Source organism: Alphaproteobacteria bacterium (genome assembly GCA_039980135.1).
Taxonomy (GTDB): Bacteria; Pseudomonadota; Alphaproteobacteria; order UBA6615; family UBA6615; genus UBA8079.
The window spans coordinates 1-19907 of the sequence record JBDXCV010000001.1 but is presented as its reverse complement, the minus strand read 5'-3'; the positions used below and the strand labels follow the sequence as shown (position 1 = coordinate 19907).

Genomic DNA, 19907 nt, shown 5'->3' with positions numbered 1-19907 from the left:
ACCCGTCACCATGTCCACAACCGTTCCGACAGAAATGACGCCGCGCGCGCGGCTGACGGCAATCGGCATCATGTGCCTGGCGTCGCTGTGCTTCATCGCCATGCACGGCTTCATCAAGACGGTGCGCGGCGATGTCCCGATCGGGATGATCATCTGGTCGCAATATACAATACAGGCCGTGCTGTTGACGACACTTCTGGCACCACGCCTGTCGCGTGTCGTGTCGACCCAGCTTCTCGGCCTGCAGGTATTGCGCGCGCTGGCGCTGATGGCGGCGGTCAGCGGAATGTTCATCGCGGTCGGCCTGATGCCCCTGGCGGACGCCATCACCATTGGCTTTGTCGCGCCGCTGATGATCACCGCCGCGGCGTCATGGCTCCTGAAGGAACACGTCACGCGCGGGCAGTGGCTGGCCATTCTGATCGGGTTCGGCGGTGTGCTCATCGTCATCCGGCCCGGCAGCAGCATCTTCGACGCCGCCTCGCTCGTGCCGCTGGGCGCGGCGATCTGCGTGGCGCTCTATCAGACCCTGACCCGGCCGATCAGCCAGGCCGTGGCACCGGTCTCGATGCTCTATACCGCAACCATTGTCGGTCTGGTCGTATCGACGCTGGCGCTCCCGCTATTCTGGGAAACGCCGGACCTCCGGCAAATCGGCTATCTCGGCGCCGCGGCCTGCCTGGGAGCGGCGGCGCATTTCCTGCTGATCCGCGCCTACCATGCCGCGCCGGCGTCACTGGTCGCACCCTTCTCGTACAGCGAGATCGTCTGGGCGTCGGCAATCGGCTTCGCCGCTTTCGGCGATGTGCCTGATGGCGCGACGCTCATCGGTGCCGCTGTCCTGATCGCGAGCGGTCTGTATTTGCTGCGCGGCCCACGGACCCAGGCCGCCCGACAATTGTAATCGTCGATAACCCTTGCATCGCACGAGGCGTCCAAGCATGACAGTGCACGTCTTTCACCTGTCCCGACGGCACTCGCGCAACTGGATCATCCCATGAAGAAAATCGGCTTCCTGTCATTCGGACACTGGTCTGCCGGACAAGGCTCGCAAGTGCGCTCCGGATCAGATGCGCTGCTCCAGTCCATCGACCTCGCCGTTGCGGCCGAAGAGCTCGGCGCGGACGGCGCCTACTTTCGGGTGCATCACTTCGCCCGTCAGCTGGCCTCGCCTTTCCCCCTGCTGGCCGCCGCCGGGGCGAAGACCAGCCGCATCGAGCTCGGGACCGGCGTCATCGATATGCGCTACGAGAACCCGCTGTACATGGTGGAGGATGCCGGCGCGGCCGATCTGATCGCCGACGGGCGGCTTCAGCTCGGCATCAGCCGCGGCTCGGGCGAACAGGTGAACGATGGTTGGCGTTATTTCGGCTACCAGCCCGCCGAGGGCGAAGACCATGCCGACATGGCCCGGCGACACACCGCCGCCTTCCTCGAAGTTTTGAAGGGCGAGGGTTTCGCGGAACCCAACCCGCAGCCGATGTTCCCCAATCCCCCCGGCATGCTTCGGGTCGAGCCCCACGCCGAAGGCCTGCGGGACAGGATCTGGTGGGGCGCGGCGTCGAACGCGACCGCCGTGTGGGCCGCCAAGATGGGCATGAACCTGCAGAGCTCGACCCTCAAGACCGACGAGACCGGCGAGGCCTTCCACGTGCAGCAGGCCGAACAGATCCGGGCCTACCGTGCCGCCTGGAAGGAAGCCGGCCACAGCCGGGAACCGCGCACGTCGGTCAGCCGCAGTATCTTTGCGCTGATGAACGACATGGACAGAGCCTATTTCGGGCGGTCCGGCGAGAGCGAGGACCATGTCGGGTTCCTCGACCCCAATACCCGGTCCATCTTCGGGCGCAGCTACGCTGCCGAACCGGAAGTCCTGATCGAACAGCTCGCGAAGGACGAGGCGATAGCCGAGGCCGACACGCTTCTCTTGACCGTGCCGAACCAGCTGGGCGTGGAGTACAACGCCCATGTGATCGAATCGATCCTGACCCACATCGCGCCGGCGCTCGGCTGGAGATAACAGAAGCCCGGCCTACCCTGCCTCGGCGGCGGCCTGCGCGGCCTTGCGCTGCTCGATCTCGGCAACCTCGGCGGCGGTCTTGCCCCACAGCGGCGGGTCTTCGAGATAGGCCTCTTCCCCCGGCGTATTCACCCGCCCCAGAAACTCGTTGCGGTGCGGAAAGCGCCCGAACTTGCGTATCGCTTCGCGATGGGCCAGCGCGGCCTCGTAGGAGCGTTCCTCTCCGAGCGGTTCGTAGAGCGCGCAGGCGCGGTCCTGATCGGCCAGATTTTCGCTGTGTTCGAACGGCAGATAGAGGAACATCTTGTGCCAGTTGGCCATCCCCCGGTCATGCCCGAGATCGAGTGCCATCCGTGCAACCTCGCGCGCCTTCGCGTCGGTCGCGAAGGCACGGGGTGTGGCGCGATAGATATTGCGGGGCACCTGATCGAGGATCACGGCGAGCGCGAGACAATCGGCGGGGTTCTCGACGAAATGATCGAACGCGCCGCCACCCGCGCGCTCATGAACCTCGCGATAGCGCGCGGCAAGCTCGGCATCGAACTCGAGCGTGGAGCGAAACCAGATATCGCGCTTCTCCATATCCCTGGTGAGGTCGGTGTCGCCAAACCAGAATGTCAAAACATCTATGCTCAGAGAATCCATATCAAACCACCACGCCACATAATATCCTGGAGCATATTATATCAGCGCGCCGCGCAGTGAATTCCCGGCACGACGTTTTCACCAAGGAAGCAATATTTCATGCCAGATCGGTTCGGCCCACGCGGCACTTTCGCGCTCTTTATCCCCCTGCAGAACGCCAACATGCAACCCGAATATGAAATGCTGCGGCCCGAGGGGATCAACAACCAGATCTACCGCTTCACGCTCGAGGTGCCCGACAAGGTGCCGGACGCCATCTTGCGCGTCGTCGAGGGCGGGCTCGGCTGCTGGCCGGACCAGGTGATCATCGGCAACAATGTCGAGATGCGGGTCTGGACTCCGGACCAGCATGCGGAGTATCGCGGCAAGCTGCAGGAAGCGATCGGCGACATCCCCCTCGTGACCGCGACCGACGCCGCCGTGGCCGCCCTGAAGACCATGGGTGCGAAGCGCATTGCCGCGCTGTCACCCATGTCCGACGTCTATTCAAAGAGCGTGCAGAACTACTACGAGACCATGGGTTTCGAGGTGCCCTATCACGCCGGTCTCCAGGTCAAGAAACCGGAAGACATCATCAAGGTCACCCTGGAAGACGCGCTCGCGGGCTTCCGAAGTCTCGACCATGACGATGTCGATACCTTCCTGCATGTGGGCGCGGCATTGGGCATCGTCGATATGGTCGAGGAACTGGAAAAGGAACTCGGTCGGCCCGTCGTTTCAACCAACATCGCGACCTATTGGTACGCGCTTCGCCGCCACGGCATCACCGATCCCCTGGAAGGCTTCGGCCAGTTGGCCATGAAACCCGCGATCGGTGATTAAACCAACGCACGAAGTGTTACCCGATATCGATGACGAGGTTGCCGAGATGGCTGGACGCTTCCACCATTTCGTGCGCCTCGACGATCTCGTCGAGTGAAAATCGCCTGGCGATCGTGGTCTTGAGGGTGCCGTCCGCCAACATCTTGTTGAGTGCCGCCACCCCCTCGTCGCGCTCTTCATCGTTGATCGTGTAGATGATGAACCAGTTGAGTGACGCCCATCGCACGATGAAATCATGGGCGGGAACCGACGCCATATCGTCGTCGGTGCTGTAAATGACCGCCTTCCCGCGGGGCGCGAGAATCTGGCCGTACATCGGGCCATTCGCCGAGAGGTTCGTGTCGACAATACGGTCGGCACCCTTGCCGTCTGTCAGCGCCTGAATGCGCGCCGGTACATCTTCAGTCCGGTAGTTCACCGCCTCGTCCGCGCCGGCATCAAGCGCATACGCGGCTTTCTCGTCCGAGCTGATGGTCGTGATCACACGCGCGCCATTGGCCTTGGCGACCTGGATGGCATGGTGACCCACCGCACCGGCACCGCCCTGCACGAGAACCGTCAACCCATCGACAGCGCCATTGAACATGACGGCCCGGTGGGCGGTGAGGAAGGGAATGCCGAAGCATGCCGCCTCGGCCATATCCACACCATCCGGCAGGTCGATGACGTACTTCGATTCCATGCAGATATATTCAGCTGCCGTCCCGAACGGACGCATCCAGTTGCCGTTCATCAGCCAGACGCGATTGCCCACGCGGCTGGCGTCCACACCGTCCCCCACAACGTCGATCACCCCTGCTCCATCGCTGTGCGGGATAATCAACGGGAAGGGTATGCCGCCGCCCCGGCCCCGCCACCGCGCCTTGTAGTCCGACGGGTTCACGCCCGACGTCTCCAGCTTCACGCGGACCTCTCCCGGACCCGGTTCCGGCGTGGGCTGCTCACCCACCTGCATGACATCTTTGGCGTGTCCGAGCTTGTCGTAGAATGCAGCGCGCATGAAATTCTCTCTTGGGTTTTATGTTGTGGTCCGAAGGCAGGTCGTCCAGATCTCGTGCGCAGCTATTCCGGCGCGGGACCAAATTCTTCAATGGTGCGCAGAGAAGCTTCAGTGAATTCAGCTTCGGGGAATTCGCCGCCGATGACAAACTGCATCAGCGCCTCTTCCTCGCCCTCGGGCGCCTCGAGGCAGGAGAACCGTCGAACGACGCCCGGCGGGAACGACACAACATCACAAGGCCCGACATCGACATACTCGTAGTCGTCACCCTCGTTCCAATGGCAGCGCCATTTTCCGGTGATCGGCATAAATGTCTCGTTGGTGTCATGGTTGTGATTCAGGGGCCCCTTGCCCGGCTTGCACTTCACGAAACCCAAATTGAACCCCTCGAAGATGTCGATGGCAGACGCCTGCGCCTGATCTTCACCCACAGGGGAGAAGGCGCGGTTGTCTTCCTCCGGCGGGCGGAACCCGATCACATTCATCAGCTCCTTCTCGCTCTGCGGCAGGTGACTGTCCGGCAGACCCGTCTTTGAACCGTTCAAGTCCTTGAAGAAGGCCACGCGTTTCATCATTTCGTCGCGGGTCCAAACCCGTTTCTCTGGCATCATGAGATGTGCTCCCTATCGTGTGGAGATTGTCATCCAGTCCGTCGCAGCGGTTAGCCCGACGGACAATCGGCAGAACGATAGAGGCGGCCAAACAATCCAACAATTATATAATTATCATTATATCCATCGAATAATTAGATGGATTGAGGCCGACGCTTGTCAGTCCGGCAATACCGCCGTCGGCCAGTCACCCGCGCTCACCATGTCAGCCGTTTCCTCGTGAAACATGGCAACCAGGCGATGGGTTGCCTCAGATACCGGCCGGCCCCGGCCTGTAGCGATCAACCAGGAAAGGGTAAGTCCCTCTATACGCGCTGCCGACAAAGTTCCTGCCGCAACCCTTTCACCCACGGCACTGTAGGGCATCACCGCATAGCCGAGACCAAGCTCGATGAGATGAGATATCAGGCCGACTGTGGTTGCCTCGATGACGGGGTTGGCCCGCACACCTTTCTCCCGCATGGCCTTCACCATGATCTTTCGAAGACTGTTGGGGTGTGGTGTCACGATCTGCGGCAATTCGGCCAATGCTTCGACCTGAACCACATCCGCGGCGCAAATCTCGGCGCCGGCGGGTCCCACGAGCATTAAAAAGTCAGTAACCAGCGGCGCGACGTGCAAGTCGCCGACCGGCTCGGCCGTTGAAAACAGGGCCACATCAGCGTCCCCGGCAACCAGGCGTTCACGCGAATCATTCGTGGTCCCCTCATCGATCCGCAGATACACCTTGGGATACTCACGCCGATAGCGGCGCAGAACCCGCTCCCCCACCATGAAGATCATCGAGGGAGGTACGGCGAGGCGGACTTCGCCCGAGGGCTCTGCCGAGCGAGTGGCGATATCATGTCTGGTCGTCTCGACTTCGCCCAGAATGATCTTTGCCCTGGCACGCAACACCGCGCCCGTATCGGTCAGTTCCACCCCTCGCCCGTGCCGGTCGAACAATGTTGTCTGCAGTTCTTCCTCAAGCAAGCGTATCTGGCGACTGAGGGCGGACTGGGAAATTCGTACAGCGTCGGCGGCCCGGCTGAAGCTGCGTGCATCCGCAATCGCCATGAAATATTCGAGTTGCTTGATATCCAAGGGGCACCCCTGTTCCGCCATGGTTTCTTCATCGAATTACTAGATGATATACACCGGAACCATACCCTTTTTAGATGCCAAACGGACGTTATGCTTGCAACGCCTTCGGCAGTGCGCCCGCACCCGCGAACACGGCGTCCCCGCCGAGAGATTCTTCGATACGCAGGGCCTCGTTCCACTTGGCCAGGCGCTCGGACCGCGCGATGGAACCCACCTTCAGCTGGCCGGTGTTCCAGCCCGTCGCCAGATGGACGATCATTGTGTCTTCGGTCTCGCCCGATCGCGCGGAGACGACCATCCCCCAGCCGGCCTCTTTGGCGGCCTCCATCGAACGGCGCGTGCGCGTGATCGTGCCCGCCTGGTTGGGTTTCAGTAGAACCGCGTTGCATTCCTTGTTTTCAATCGCGGACTTCACCTGTTCCGGGTCGGTCACCAGGAAATCATCGCCGATAATCTGAACCCGGTCGCCTACGGCCTCCGTGAACGCGCGCATGCCTTCGGGGTCATCCTCGCCGACCGGATCCTCGATCGAGAGGATCGGATAGCGATTGACCCATTCACAGAGCGTGTCGACCCACTCACCGGTATCGAACTCCCGGTCCTCGAGCGCCAGACGGTAGATGCCGTTCTCGCCGAACTCGGACGCGGCGATATCGAGCGAGATCATCACCTCGCCGTTCTTGTAGCCCGCCGCCTCGATCGCCTGTGTCAGCCGGTCGAGCGCCTCTTCGTTGGTCGCGAAGTTCGGCCACCAACCGCCCTCGTCGCACACCCCGGACAAGGCGCCGCGTTCTTCCATTAGCGTGCCGGCCGCAAGGTAGACCTCGGCCGTCATCACCATGGCCTCGTCGAAGGACTTCGCGCCAACCGGCATGATCAGGAAATCCTGAATATCGACCCGGCGCCCGGCATGGGCGCCGCCGCCGAATATCTGTATCTCCGGTAATGGCATACGCACCGCAGTGTCACCGGCCAGATAGCGCCAGAGCGGCAATTCACGCGCGTTCGCGGCCGCCGAAAGTGCGGCCATCGATGTGGCGATGGAGGCGTTGCCACCGAGCAACGCGAAGTTCTCGGTGCCATCGAGTTTTGTCAGCGTGTCGTCGATATTTTCCTGGTCGGCAGCATCGAGCCCGACCAACGCATCGGCAATGACGGTGTTGACGTTCCCCACCGCCTTCGAAACATCGAACCCACCGAGCAAGTCACCCCCGTCGCGCAGGTCGATCGCCTCGAACCGGCCACGTGATGCGCCAGCCGGGGCCATGCCGCGTCCGGTCTTGCCATCGGCCAGCGTGATATCGACTTCCACGGTCGGGCGACCACGTGAATCCCAGATACGGCGACCGTGGACGGCTTTGATTTCGGAGTTCATGGCAACCATGGACGCTCTCTGGATTAGGCGTTGAAGATCTGCAGAATCTCTCCGGGGAAAGGATCGCGCAACAGGCCGTAAACGCCTACGGGAGAGAGGGAAAGGTCAGATCGGATTCGGGGGCTGTCATACCATCCGCGGTTCCCTGGACGACGAAAAATCAAGGGAAGCAGGATTTAGTCATTCCCTTCGAGAGTTGTATAACCACGCATGCAACTTACCGCTTCGGCGAAATAGAGTCCGCCAAGACCAGCCGCTTCAGGCACCGTTGGCGCACCTCCAATGCCACAACCGAATTCCAAACTGGAACAAACCTTGACGCCTTCACAGTCCGATATCGATCGCCCGTTGGGCACCGACGCGCAGATATTGTGGCGCATCATACGGCTGTGCCTGCGCTATCGCGGCCGCGTCGCCATCGCCGTCGGCGCAACCGTGATCGCCGCGTTGTTCCAACTTACCGTACCACCGCTTCTCGGTAGTGCGGTTGACGACGCGCTGGGCCTGCTCGACACCGAAAACGCCACGGCGGCGGCGGCCCGCGCCGCATTGTTCCAGACCGCAGCGCTGCTGCTCGGGGTCTCGATTCTGCGCGGCCTGTTCACCCTGATGCACAATTACATGGGCGAAGCCGTTGGCCACAGGATGGCCTACGACCTCCGGCTTGCCTTCTACGACAAGCTGCAAAGTCTGAGTTTCTCGTTCCACGACAGGGTTCACACCGGAGAATTGATCACCCGCGGAATGCTCGACCTGGAAGGCGTGCGGATGTTCGTGAGCACCGGTCTGGTGCGCCTCGTGCTGTTGTGCATTCTGATAGGCGGCGGCACTTACCTGCTGCTCTCGGCCGACCTGCTTCTCGGCGCGATGAGCCTCAGTTTCGTGCCGTTCGTGGCCTGGCAGTCCGCCGTCGCGCGACTCAAACTTCGGTCCCTGTGGCTGGCCTTGCAGGCGCGCATGGGGATCATCGGCCGAATCATGGACGAGAACCTCACGGGTATCCGGGTGGTGCGGGCCTTCGGTGCCGAGACCTATGAGCTCGCCAAGTACGGGGAAGCGGCGGACACGGCGATGGCGCTCGCCGAACGGCGCATCAAGACCCGCGTGGCGTCGACCACAATCATGACCTTCGCCTACTTCATCGCCATGGGCCTTGTTCTGTGGGTGGGCGGAACGCAGGTACTTGACGGCCGTTTGACCGTGGGTGAACTCACCGAATTCCTCACTTTCATGACGATTCTTCAATTGCCGGTCCGCCAACTGGGCCTGCTGGTGAACTCGTTCGCCCGGGCCTCGACAACCGGTCGCCGGCTTTTTGCGGTCCTCGACCTGGAGCCGACGATCGCCGACCGGCCCGGCGCGAAGCCGCTGAAAATCAAGGATTCCGTGGTCCGCTACGAGAATGTGTCGTTCGGCTATGACGGCGATGATGTCCCCCCCACACTCCACGACGTCTCGTTCGAGGTCCGCCGCGGTCAATCCCTCGGCATCGTTGGGCCGCCGGGCAGCGGAAAATCGACGATCGCCCAACTGCTGACCCGCTTCTACGATGTCACGGACGGCCGCATTACGCTGGATGGGCAGGATGTGCGCGATGTCACCCTGGAATCGCTCCGCCGCCAGGTGTTGACGGTCCCCCAGGACCCATTCCTGTTCACGACATCGCTGGAGAACAACATCGCCTATGGCGACCCCTGGGCGGAAGACGAGGCCATCACCAATGCGGCCGCGTTGGCGCAGATCGATACGTTCATCGGCAGCCTTCCGGAAGGCTACGGCACCCTGGTCGGCGAGCGCGGTGTCTCCCTGTCGGGAGGGCAAAAGCAGCGTATCGCCATTGCGCGCACCGCCATGCTCGAACCGGCGGTGCTGATCCTCGACGATTCGACGGCGGCGATCGACGCCGGCACCGAGCAGCAGATCCGCGAACTCCTGAAAGCGCCGATGCAATCCTGCGCAACGATTTTCATTTCCCACCGCCTGAGAACCCTGCTCCATGCCGACGAGATCATATTCCTCGAGGCAGGTCGGATCATCGAGCGGGGTACGCACGATAGCCTGGTGGCCCTGGATGGCCGCTACGCCGAACTCCATGCACTGCAAAACCGGCTCGACGACGAGCTGACCAATACCCCCACCGGCTTACAGGGGGCGACGCAATGACCGCGACGACCGACGGCCCCCAGGGCACCCCGGGTACCCGACAGCCGCCGGAGCGCGGCCGGCCACCACGCGCTTATGTTGGCTCGCAGATCAGTCTCGACGAGGAGATGTTCGGTGCGCTGTTCGATGGCGGCGTGGTGCGCCGGTTCATGACCTATGTGCGCCCTTACCGCAAACAGCTCTGGCTCGCGATTGCCGCCGTCCTCGTCGTCACCGCGGCGCAACTGGCCATACCGCTGATTATTCGGTTCGGCATCGACGATGTGCTTTTGGCCGACGACGGCGACACCGCGGGCCTGTTTCTGGTGGTCACGGTTTTCGCCGCCGTCATCACGGTAAATTATGGCGCCAGCTGGCTGCAGGACCGTTTGATCGGGATCACCGGCGAGCATGTCATCTTCGATTTGCGCCGGGCCATGTACGCCCATCTCCAGAATGTATCGCTGTCGTTCATGGACAAGACCGAAACCGGTCGCATGATGTCGCGTCTCACCGGCGATGTGAATTCACTGCAGGAGTTTCTCGACAACTCGGTTACCGCATTCGGCGATCTGGTCCTGCTGGTCGGCATCATCGTGATCATGCTGACGTTGGATTTCGGACTGGGCATCCTCACCCTGTCGGTCGTGCCCACCCTGTTCCTTGTTCGGATCGTCTGGCTGCCCCGCGCGCGGGTGGCATTCCGCCGCGCGCGCGAAACCAGCTCCACCGCCAACGGCGCCCTGGCCGAAGGGATCCGTGCCGTGCGGACCGTCCAGAGCATGCGGCGCGAGGCGGTCAATTTCGATCTCTACGACGAGAAGGTTCAGGACAATCTCGATGCCCACCTGAAGTCCGCCAAGATGGCCCAGGTCATGGTACCGATCGTCGACACCCTGACCGGTGCCGCGATGGGGGTCGTGATCGTGGTGGGGGGGCTCCAGGTTCTCGACAGCACGCTCGATGTCGGCGTCATGGTCGCCTTCCTGTTTTATGTGCAGCGATTCTTCGACCCGATCCGGTCGCTCACCATGCAGTATTCCGTGATGCAGCGTGCCATGGCGTCGGGCAAACGGATCTTCGAAGTCCTCGACGTGCCGCTCGCCATCGACGACGGCCCCAACGCCACCCACCCGGATGCCATCGAGGGATCGGTCGAGTTTCGCGACGTGACGTTCAGCTATGTCGAGAACCAGCCGGTATTGCGGAACGTGAGTTTTGCTGTCAGCCCGGGCGAGACTGTGGCCCTGGTCGGCCCGACGGGCTCGGGCAAGACCAGTATTACGTCACTACTGCACCGGTTCTACGAGGTGAACGAGGGCGCGGTGCTGATTGACGGTCACGATGTGCGCGACTACGCCAAGGCGGCATTGGGCAGACACATCGCCATGGTCTTGCAGGACCCATTCCTGTTCACCGGATCCATATTCGAGAATATCCGCTACCGGACCGTCAACGCGACTCGCGAGGCTGTCGAAAATGCCGCGCGCGCGGTGGGCGCTCATGATTTCATCACGCGGCTGGGCAACGGCTACGACACCATGCTCGAGGAACAGGGCCGCAGCCTGTCATTGGGCCAACGTCAGTTGCTCAGCTTCGCCCGCGCCCTGGTCGCCGACGCCAGGATTCTGATACTCGACGAAGCGACCGCGAATATCGACAGCCATACCGAGCGCCAGATCCAGACGGCCCTCAAACGTCTGCTCGAGGGCCGCACCGGCATCGTCATCGCCCACCGGCTCGCCACCGTGCGCGGTGCTGACCGGATTGTCGTCCTGCAGGACGGCCGCGTCGTCGAAACCGGACCCCATTCAGAACTGGTCGCCCAGGACGGCCTCTACGCGCGTCTTTACAACCTCAATTACGCCTCGTTCGACGATGTGCCGGAAGAACAGTTTCCGGAATAGGGCGTCGCGGCAGAAGCCACTAGATCGCCAGGTCAAACAGGTTGTAGTTACGGATCACCTGATCACGCGCTTCACCGCCAAAGCGAAACTGGTCCTCCCGTCCGACAAAGGGCTGGTACCGGAAGGGCCGTTCTTCCGGAAACCGCTGACGGCGCGCGTCGATGGCGACTTGCACAACTGCAGAGCGCCGTTCGATCCGCGTCTCGTCCATCGGCTCCGTCTGGCCTTCCATGACGAGCGCCGGCATCTGGCCGAGTACGGAGCCGCGTCGATGGAAGCCAAAAGTGATCGACATACGCATGTCGGGTGAGGAATTCGCGAAAGAGCCGTGCAGCGCCTGCCGGTTAACGATGGTTACGTCGCCCGCATCGCAGACCAGAGGAATGGCATCCGGAAACTGATCACTACCGCCATTTTCCGCCTCCATGCGCTTGATATCGGCTTTGCCGTTTTTGTGTGAACCCGGCACGACCCACAGCGCGTTGGCCGACGTGGTGGGGAAAAGCTGGACCTGATAGTTGAAGCCGTGAATGTCCTCGTCCCAGTCGGGACTATCCCAATGAGTAACCCCGTCCTGATGCCAGGACACGGAAGGGCCAAGCCCTGGCTGCTTGACGAAGATCACGTCATTGAACGGAACGAAATCCTCCCCGTTCACGGCCTCCGCGACAGCCAGCAAATCCGGGTTGCCATAAATCCGCAGCGCCGCCGGGATCGCCTGGCACATGCCATACATGCGCAAGACCACTTCCGCCGGCGCTTCCGCATCGGCCAATGGCTCGTTCATACGGGTGGGGTGCCTGCCACCCAGATCGCTGGTGCCGCCATGGGGATCCGACAGAGGCTTGGTCATAAAGTAGGCCGACCGGCCGAGATCCTAGCCGAAGGCGGGGCGGCCCCTGGCATCGACATCCGCGCCGCTTCGCACCGGTGCGCGCTCCAGCATGTCCATGCAGCCGTCGCGAAGTTCCGACAACTCTTCCGGGCCGACCACCCCCTCGAAGATATAGTAGCCATGCCGGTGATAGGCCGAGATGATAGCCGGATGCACCTTGCCGTCTTCGCCAAAGCGCAACGGGCCCTTGTTGCCGATTTCGGCGGCCAGGCGTCTGCCTTCTTCCTGATAGGACCGCATGCTGTCCGCATGTTCAGCCCGGCTGAGGCGTTTGCTCACGGGCCCTCCGGCAACTTCGTTCATATCGGTTCTCCGGCACGATCGCGGTCTGGGTCGCCAGATATCTGAAGACGAAGCCGACGACCAACAGATTATGAATATTGTTAAGGACGGTGCCCGTCCAATGCAAACCAGTCACCGATTCTGCCGCTGGCGCATACTCATGCGGTCGGTGCTGCCGCCATGGTCGCGGGTTCGAATATCGAAATCAGAGAAAATGGCCGAGGGAGAGGGACTTGATCGTTAACAGGCTTTCCGTCCGTTGTCGTAAAGCTGTAAAAAACAGGAGTTTTAATTGGCTCTGAGGCGGCGCCGGAGTGGCGCTTTTGGATTAGGTGACCGGCCCCCATGTTCTGTGCGATTGCAGACCCTGGACGTCGCAAAATGACGGCGTAAACCGGTCCTGGAATCAGACTGCATTCTGGATAATCTCAGGTGATGAGTTGAAGTATCGTAAGCGCTATTGCGCTCGCTGAGACGAGAGAGGCCTATCCGGCCTCAAGCCGTTTTGCTCTTCCCACTGCCCTTCCGCCCCATCTTGAAACCAGCAGTGCGCCTAGCGCTCGCTGAAACCCTGATCAACCGAGGCGTAGAGAGGCTTGAGAAGATACTGCAACACGGTTCGGCTTCCGGTTTGCACATCAACCTCAACGGTCATGCCTGGAAGAATAAGGTTCTGCGTCTCGGACTCACCCACATGCAGTTTGTTCAGACGGATTCTGGCCTTGTAGTAGAGTGAGCCGTCATCATTCTCAAATGTAGAAGGTGATATCCGATCGAGTATTCCGTCAATTTCCCCGTGCCGGTAAAAGTCATAGGCGCTGACTTTGACGGATGCCACCTGACCTTGACGCAACTGGCCTACATCCTCTGGCGCAATCTGCACTTCAACGATCAGTTCCTCCTCCAGAGGTACGATCTCGGCAACGAGACTCCCCGGCGGGATGATCCCACCAATCGTGTTGGGGACTACACTCTTTACGATTCCGCGCACCGGTGCACGGATTTCCAAACGGGAAACTGCGCCCTCCGACTTGGAAGCTTGCCGCTCAAGGCGTGCAATCTCGGCTGACACTTCGCCCATTTCGGCAAGAGCCGCACTTTCGAGAGAAGAAGCGAGCTGAACCAGCTTCCCCCTTGCCTCAGCAATCGCCTGTTGCACCCGAATGGTTTCGGAGGTGTTCTTGCGTGCCTGTCCCTGCAACGTCACTTGCTGCTGCAATGTACCAAGATACACCACACGGGAAATCAAACCCTTGTCCAGCAACGTCTTACGCATTTCCGTAACCTGAGTGACAATACCGAGCTCATCGGCAATCGTTGCCTTCTCCCCCTGCAGGGATAACAGCTCTGATTGCCGCTGCTCGATCGCATGTATCAGCACCTGCAGCTCGTTCTCACGGTTGCGCACTTGAAACTCGTATATCTGATTCTGGTCGGCGATAAGCCCGGCAAACACCGGGTCGGGAACCACAGATGTGAACGCGGGCAGGCGTCCTTCAGCGAATGCTCGCAGACGTTCAGCGCGCAGCTTCAAGGCCGCGATTCGGGTTGTTTTCTCTTCATGGTCGGCCGTCGCGCTTATCGGATCGAGAACCACGAGTACGTTTCCCGGCTCAACTATCTCACCCTCTTTGGCCGGGATCGCCGATACGATTCCACCCTCAAGATGTTGAACCGCAAGCACCGAGCCATTCGGAACCACTTGACCGACAGCGCTGACCCTTTCGGCAAGCGGCGAGGCATAGGCCCAACCAAGAAAAGCAAAAAGTGAAACTGCCACAAGGACGACAGCGGACCTCAAAGCTTGGGGTGGCCCCACCTCTTCGAGGAGCAACGACTGCGAAAGATATCGCGTCTGCTTGCTCCAGCGGCGGTGCTTGCGCTGGGTAAAGCGAACCTGGGTGGCTGACGTACTCATGCTGCATCCACCGCGCGTGAGTTCAGTACTTTCTCAGGCGGACCTGCGCTGGCAACCTTGCCGCCCTTCATCACAATGATCTGATCGGCAATTCGAATGTGGCTGGGTCGATGCGTCACGATGACGACGGTCGATTTCCCGCGGAGGTCCCTGATAGCCTTCATGAAAGCCCTGTCACCCTCTTCATCAAGACCTTGAGTGGCCTCGTCGAAAATGACGATAGGGGAACGACGTAAATATATCCTTGCGAGTGCCAACTTCTGTTTGAAACCGGCAGACAGCTTGCACAACACATCCTCGGTCAGACGTGTATCGAAGGCCTCTGGCAACGCAAGGATCTCTTCAAGAACACTCGCCTCCCTGGCGGCGGCGAAAATTTCCTCATCCAGAGCCGTTGGCTCCGCGAGCCGCAAATTTTGAGAAATTGTTCCGTAGAAGAGGTGAGTGGGATGAGACACAACCCCGATCGATTGCCGTAAATAGACCGGGTCGATCTGGCGAATGTCGACCCCATCCAGTAAAATTGCGCCGGCCTGCGGCCTGTAGAGTCCCGTGAGAAGGTTGATGATCGTTGATTTGCCGGAGCCGTTCGGCCCCACAAGGGCCACAACTTCACCCTTCTTCGCTTCGAAGGAAACGCCGAAAAGAACCGGATCTGTGTCCTGGGAATATCTATGACTGACCCAGGAAAACTGAATATGGCCCTTGAGATTTCGTTTAGAACGCGCGTGGCCGGATTGCTCCGTCGGCTGAAGGATCAACGCATGTAGCTGCCGAATGGAACTGATAATCGTATCCAGTTGCGACAGGACCACCACCATCATCTGAAAAGGTGAGAGCACCCGCCAGCCCAGCACCATGATCGCAACAAGCGCGCCGGTCGACATTGTGCCGTTCATAACCTTCAGTGCCCCGAGACCAAGAATGGCTGCACCCGTCGAGAAAACGAGGACCTGTGAGATGACAGCCGCCTGGTTGTTCACTGCCGCTTTTTCATAGTCTGCAAATGCGGACGCCGCGGAGGCCTCACGAAAACGCTCTATCCATCGAGGCGCGGCACCGGAGTATTTGATGGACCGCAAGTGGGACACGGCTTCGATCATAAATCGCTGCATCCATGATTGTGCGCGGACGGAACGTTTGTTCACACGCGAAAGGCGCGGCGCGAGAACGAAACCGGCGACGACAAAAAGGACCGCGACAGTCACCGGAATAAAGACAATCGGGCCGCCCAGAATCGCAATAACGATAATGAATATCAGCACGAACGGGATATCGAGCACCGCTTCGGTGATTGGGCTCGAGAATAACTCGCGAACGAGTTCGAACTCCTCAAGGCGCGAAATTTGTGAAGCCACAGGCGCATTTTCGGTCTGACGCGCCGGCAGAAACAGCAATCGGTTGAGCGCAATGTTGCCAACAATGTTGTCAATTCTTCCCGCCGCGTAGGCGATTGCTCTCGCCCGCTCGACCCGAAACGCAATTTCGAACAGAAGTGCCACGCCGATCCCGCCCAGCAAGTAATAGAGTTGGACCGTCGATTCCGAAGGAATCAGAACATCGTAAATGGACATAATGAAGAGCGGCGTCGCGAGACTCAGGATATTAACGAAGAACGTAATCACCAGCAGGCGCGTCACGGTGCGACGGAACCGGTGTACCAAACTGTTGATCCAATCCCCCGCTGTCGTTTCATCAGCCAGGGGATCGTCGGCAGATCTCACAAAAACCGCTGTTCCAGTAAGTGAATGGACAGCGGTATGACGGACCCGCTGCATCCAGCCGTCAAAGATTAGAAAATCGCCGTCCTCGATGGCGAGGACAACCTGCGCTGCACCCTGATCAGTCAGAAACAGGCATGGCAGCAAACTTTCGTCGATATCTCCAAGCTTCATCCGAAGCTCGTGACTGTCGTAGTTCAGTTGTGAAAGTGTGTTTCGAAAATCTATCAGGTTGAGGTCATCGACATAGTGCGGCATCGCTTCGGCCAGGTCGCGAGGGTCGCCGCGCCAAGCCAATGCTTCGAGAAGCGGCTTGAGGCAGTTGACGAGTTCAGAACGACCCTTAAACCGGTCAAACCAGTCCTTCTGCCGAGATATCCCTTCTTGGACGCCGGAACGCAACAGGATGTCGGAATGCTCAAGTGACGTCATTCGGCTATATCCCGGTTAAGCGCCTCAATCAGGTCCTTAGCACCGCCGACACTGCCTTCCAGATTCCCGTCGCGCAGAACAAAAGTCCGGTCCGCTTTCGAGAGCAAAGAGGGTCGGTGTGTCACCATCAACATCGTGGTTTTGCCGGTAATCTCGGCAATCATCTGCTGCAATTCGGAATCGCCAATTGCATCCAGGTGGGAATTGGCCTCGTCGAAAATCACCAGCTTGGGCTCCGGGACCGTTACGAAGGCGCGCGCAAGGGCAATTCGCTGCACTACACCCGTCGGCAGCCCGTCGCTTGGATTATCCCGAAACTCGGTCTCATACCCATCGGGGAGTGCACCGACAATCTCTGACAGTCCGATCTTCTCGACGATTTCAGCTGCATGATCGGCCAATTCAGGCCGGTACAGCGTAAGATTATCCAGAAGTGTGCCCTGGAAGAGGACGCCGTCTTGAGGCAGGTATGCGATATGGCGATGCAGACCTTCATACGAATAGTCGCGGACATTTACCCCATCTATGGCCACACGGCCTTCAGTGGGGCGCAGCATACCCATCATCAACCAGAGAAGCGTGGTCTTGCCGGCACCGTTCCTGCCGGTAACCCCGATTAATTCACCGGGCTCTATATCCAAATGCACATCACGAAGGACCGGCTCATCTTCTTCATCATAAGAAAAGGCCACATGCTCAAGACTGACCCGCCCCTGGATATCTTCGCCATCAATGGTGCCGCTTTCTTCCAGCGGGATGGCGAAAAGCTCTTCAACCTGTTCATGCGCAATGCGGACGCTCTGGAACCTCGCCCAGATGCCCATGGCACGAAGCAGGGGTTGCGCTGTTCTTCCCGCCAGAAAAATACATGCTGAGAGCGCGCCGAGCGAGATCTCGCCCTTCATCGCCATGCTCCCGCCATAGGCCGCGACTGAAACAATGGAAATCTGGGAGGTCCCACTTCCGACGATCCGGGCGACGGCGCTGTTCAACGCGACCGCATAGTTGAAAAGTGCGGACGTGGACTGCAAACGCTCATAGCGTCGCAACATCAGGTTTTCCGCGCCAATTGTCTTGATCGTGTGAATGCCGCGCAACAACTCGATGATGAAGTTGTGCCGCAGGTCATCGCCCGCAGCGCGCCCCTCAAGTGCGCGGCGAAGAAACATGCCCGAGAGGGCAGCTGCCGACACAAGCGTAACAATCACAACGAGCAGAACGCCCGCAAGTTCGACGGAGATTATGGCAATCAGGGCAATGAATATCCCGGCGAACGGAAGATCCACGAGCAGATGCATTCCCTGACCGGACTGAAAGGAACTCAGCTTGGCTATCTGGTTCAGACGCTGCAGTTGAACGCCGGGTCCATCTTGTTCGAAGGACTTAAGATCGCTGTCGAGCAGCCGCTTGACGCTGGCGCAGCTGGCCAGATGCTGCAGACGAATGGCGCGCCATGCCGTAATACGGCTTCGAAGCAGCGTAAGCATCGCATCCAGAATGAGTACAGCCACGAGCCCAAGCAACAACAGCGCGAGCGTGTTGAGAGCGGCATTCGGGATAACCCTGTCGTAAACCTGCAAAATGGCAATCGGCAGCGCGAGCGAAAGAATATTGGAGACTGCAGCCGCGATAAACATTTCGAACCGGCCGCCAACACGGCTTGAAAGGTCTCGCAGGCTCCGGACATGAATATCTCGCAATGGCAGACGTTCATCTCTTATTTCCGGGAGCCCATAGGCGGCCATATTGGTCATTGACGGTGTCTCGAACGGTTTCTCTGACTGTCCAGAGCAAACTGCGGCTGGCGAAATCGACCGTGAGTATCGTCAAACAAGCTTAATTTTGACCTAACGGATTATCCTTGGCCCACCTTCTTTCTGGCGTTGTCAGCAATCCACTTCCTCGCAACCCCAAGCGCTGTGGGGATCGCTAAAATTTTAGCGATATTTGACCGGTTTTCGTTTCAAGGGTGCGGTGATTTCCCCCGGTTTTCCAGCTGTTTCTGAAGTTTTTGCAAAGGATTTATTATCCTTTTGCGGGCTAGTCTTTCGGCATTCACGCGGACCCTTTCGGTCTGCGGCACAGAAACATCCGAGCCGGGGAACTGAAAATGGCTGACGCAAAGAACCCAGATGCCGAAGGTGCGGAAGACGCGCTCGCGATCGAGCTCCTGAATGCCGGCGGGGCTGCCAAACCGGATATGGAAGAGGCACAGGGCACATTCAGCGCGGGTGGCGAAGCATCAACGGAAAGCGAGATGGGTGGCGGCCCGGAAAGCGTGTTCTACTCCGCCATGATGGACGATTTCAGTCCTCGGGACTCAACCACGCTCGAAGAGACAGCGCTCAGCACGGATGATGCACAATCCATAGAAATCACATCCAATGATGTTTTGGGGCGCCGCACCGACGAGCAAAGAGCAGAAGACGGCGAAGACAATTCCTCTTCGGACAACGCCAATTTGTTCGACCAGGGTAGCAATCGCCAGCAGAACGACCATGACGGGTCCCTTTCTTCGTCAGGTGATGCCACGAATCCGGCCGTCACGGGCGATTCAGCCGGAAACGCCTCGTTCGGCACGAACGTCGATGAATCCCCTGATTCGGCCCAACTTTCAGGTGTCGAGAACGAGTTTGCCCAGGGCGCACCGCTCTTCACACAAGCTCCCGCAGGCGCAGTAGGCAACGCAGGACAGGCAACAGTTGCAAATGCGGCAGTTGCAAATGCGGCAGTTGAAACTGCAGCAGAGGCTGCAGAAGCAGAGGCCACAGAAACAGAGGCCGCAGAAGCAGAGGCCGAAGAAGCAGAGGCCGAAGAAGCGGAGGCGGCAGCCAATACACCCGAAACTGAAGAAGAAGCTGTTGCTACGCCAGAAACGACGGCTGAGGCGCCTATCGATTCCGTCGCCGATGCCCCCTCACTCACCGTCGCAGACGTCGCCGGCATCGAGGACGGCGCCATCGCACTCAACATCACCAGCGCGCTGACTGACCTCGACGGATCCGAGACCCTCGCCATCACCATCGACGGCGTCCCCGCCGGTGCCGCACTCTC

At 59.8% G+C, this 19907-nt stretch carries 16 protein-coding genes; 6 read left to right on the top strand and 10 right to left on the bottom strand.

The annotated features are described in order from the left end of the window. The first annotated feature begins 10 nt into the window (after positions 1–10). On the top strand, positions 11–904 hold the full coding sequence (locus ABJ363_00080; GenBank protein MEP4377366.1) for a DMT family transporter: 894 nt from the start codon (positions 11–13) through the stop codon (positions 902–904). A gap of 93 nt (positions 905–997) precedes the next feature. Then, a complete protein-coding gene (locus ABJ363_00075) occupies positions 998–2020 on the top strand; it encodes an LLM class flavin-dependent oxidoreductase (protein ID MEP4377365.1) in 1023 nt (340 codons plus the stop codon). Between the two features lie 12 nt (positions 2021–2032). Here the strand turns inward: ABJ363_00075 and ABJ363_00070 are convergent, their stop codons facing one another. Next, entirely contained in the window at positions 2033–2665 is a 633-nt protein-coding gene (locus ABJ363_00070) for a DUF924 family protein (protein MEP4377364.1), read from the bottom strand. Between the two features lie 99 nt (positions 2666–2764). Between ABJ363_00070 and ABJ363_00065 the strand changes: the two genes are divergently transcribed. Continuing rightward, entirely contained in the window at positions 2765–3487 is a 723-nt protein-coding gene (locus ABJ363_00065; protein MEP4377363.1) for a hypothetical protein, read from the top strand. A 16-nt stretch (positions 3488–3503) separates the two neighbouring features. On the opposite strand, the gene ABJ363_00060 is transcribed toward ABJ363_00065, so the two are convergent. From ABJ363_00060 to eno, 4 genes are all read right to left on the bottom strand, one after another. Continuing rightward, a complete protein-coding gene (locus tag ABJ363_00060) occupies positions 3504–4487 on the bottom strand; it encodes an NADPH:quinone reductase (GenBank protein ID MEP4377362.1) in 984 nt (327 codons plus the stop codon). 62 nt (positions 4488–4549) lie between these two features. Further along, positions 4550–5098 carry a cupin domain-containing protein gene (locus tag ABJ363_00055; GenBank protein ID MEP4377361.1) on the bottom strand — a complete coding sequence of 183 codons (549 nt, stop codon included), beginning with the start codon at positions 5096–5098 and terminating at the stop codon, positions 4550–4552. 159 nt (positions 5099–5257) lie between these two features. Next, positions 5258–6181 (bottom strand): LysR family transcriptional regulator, encoded by a 924-nt coding sequence (locus ABJ363_00050; protein MEP4377360.1) that lies wholly within the window; start codon positions 6179–6181, stop codon positions 5258–5260. Between the two features lie 88 nt (positions 6182–6269). After that, complete coding sequence (gene eno / locus ABJ363_00045) at positions 6270–7565, bottom strand: phosphopyruvate hydratase (GenBank protein MEP4377359.1); 1296 nt, start codon at positions 7563–7565, stop codon at positions 6270–6272. Between the two features lie 360 nt (positions 7566–7925). On the opposite strand from eno, the gene ABJ363_00040 reads away from it, so the two are divergent. Then, entirely contained in the window at positions 7926–9719 is a 1794-nt protein-coding gene (locus ABJ363_00040) for an ABC transporter ATP-binding protein (GenBank protein MEP4377358.1), read from the top strand. Continuing rightward, positions 9716–11605, top strand: a complete 1890-nt coding sequence (locus tag ABJ363_00035; protein ID MEP4377357.1) for an ABC transporter ATP-binding protein — start codon at positions 9716–9718, stop codon at positions 11603–11605. The genes ABJ363_00040 and ABJ363_00035 overlap by 4 nt, the downstream gene beginning before the upstream one ends. A 19-nt stretch (positions 11606–11624) precedes the next feature. Here the strand turns inward: ABJ363_00035 and ABJ363_00030 are convergent, their stop codons facing one another. The 5 genes from ABJ363_00030 to ABJ363_00010 all read right to left on the bottom strand — a co-directional run bounded on the left by ABJ363_00030 (position 11625) and on the right by ABJ363_00010 (position 18607). Next, positions 11625–12380, bottom strand: coding sequence for a phytanoyl-CoA dioxygenase family protein (locus ABJ363_00030; GenBank protein ID MEP4377356.1), 756 nt, complete (start codon positions 12378–12380; stop codon positions 11625–11627). 102 nt (positions 12381–12482) lie between these two features. Continuing rightward, the gene (locus tag ABJ363_00025; protein MEP4377355.1) at positions 12483–12803 is read right to left on the bottom strand and encodes a hypothetical protein; all 321 of its coding nucleotides are present in this window, start codon (positions 12801–12803) and stop codon (positions 12483–12485) included. Positions 12804–13335: 532 nt separating this feature from the next. Beyond that, complete coding sequence (locus ABJ363_00020; protein MEP4377354.1) at positions 13336–14700, bottom strand: HlyD family type I secretion periplasmic adaptor subunit; 1365 nt, start codon at positions 14698–14700, stop codon at positions 13336–13338. Continuing rightward, on the bottom strand, positions 14697–16853 hold the full coding sequence (locus ABJ363_00015) for a peptidase domain-containing ABC transporter (GenBank protein MEP4377353.1): 2157 nt from the start codon (positions 16851–16853) through the stop codon (positions 14697–14699). The genes ABJ363_00020 and ABJ363_00015 overlap by 4 nt, the downstream gene beginning before the upstream one ends. Next, positions 16850–18607, bottom strand: coding sequence for an ATP-binding cassette domain-containing protein (locus tag ABJ363_00010; protein MEP4377352.1), 1758 nt, complete (start codon positions 18605–18607; stop codon positions 16850–16852). Before ABJ363_00010 ends, ABJ363_00015 begins: the two co-directional genes overlap by 4 nt. Positions 18608–18963: 356 nt before the next feature. On the opposite strand from ABJ363_00010, the gene ABJ363_00005 reads away from it, so the two are divergent. Next, positions 18964–19907, top strand: a 944-nt coding sequence (locus tag ABJ363_00005; protein ID MEP4377351.1) for a hypothetical protein, incomplete at its 3' end; no start/stop codon positions are given.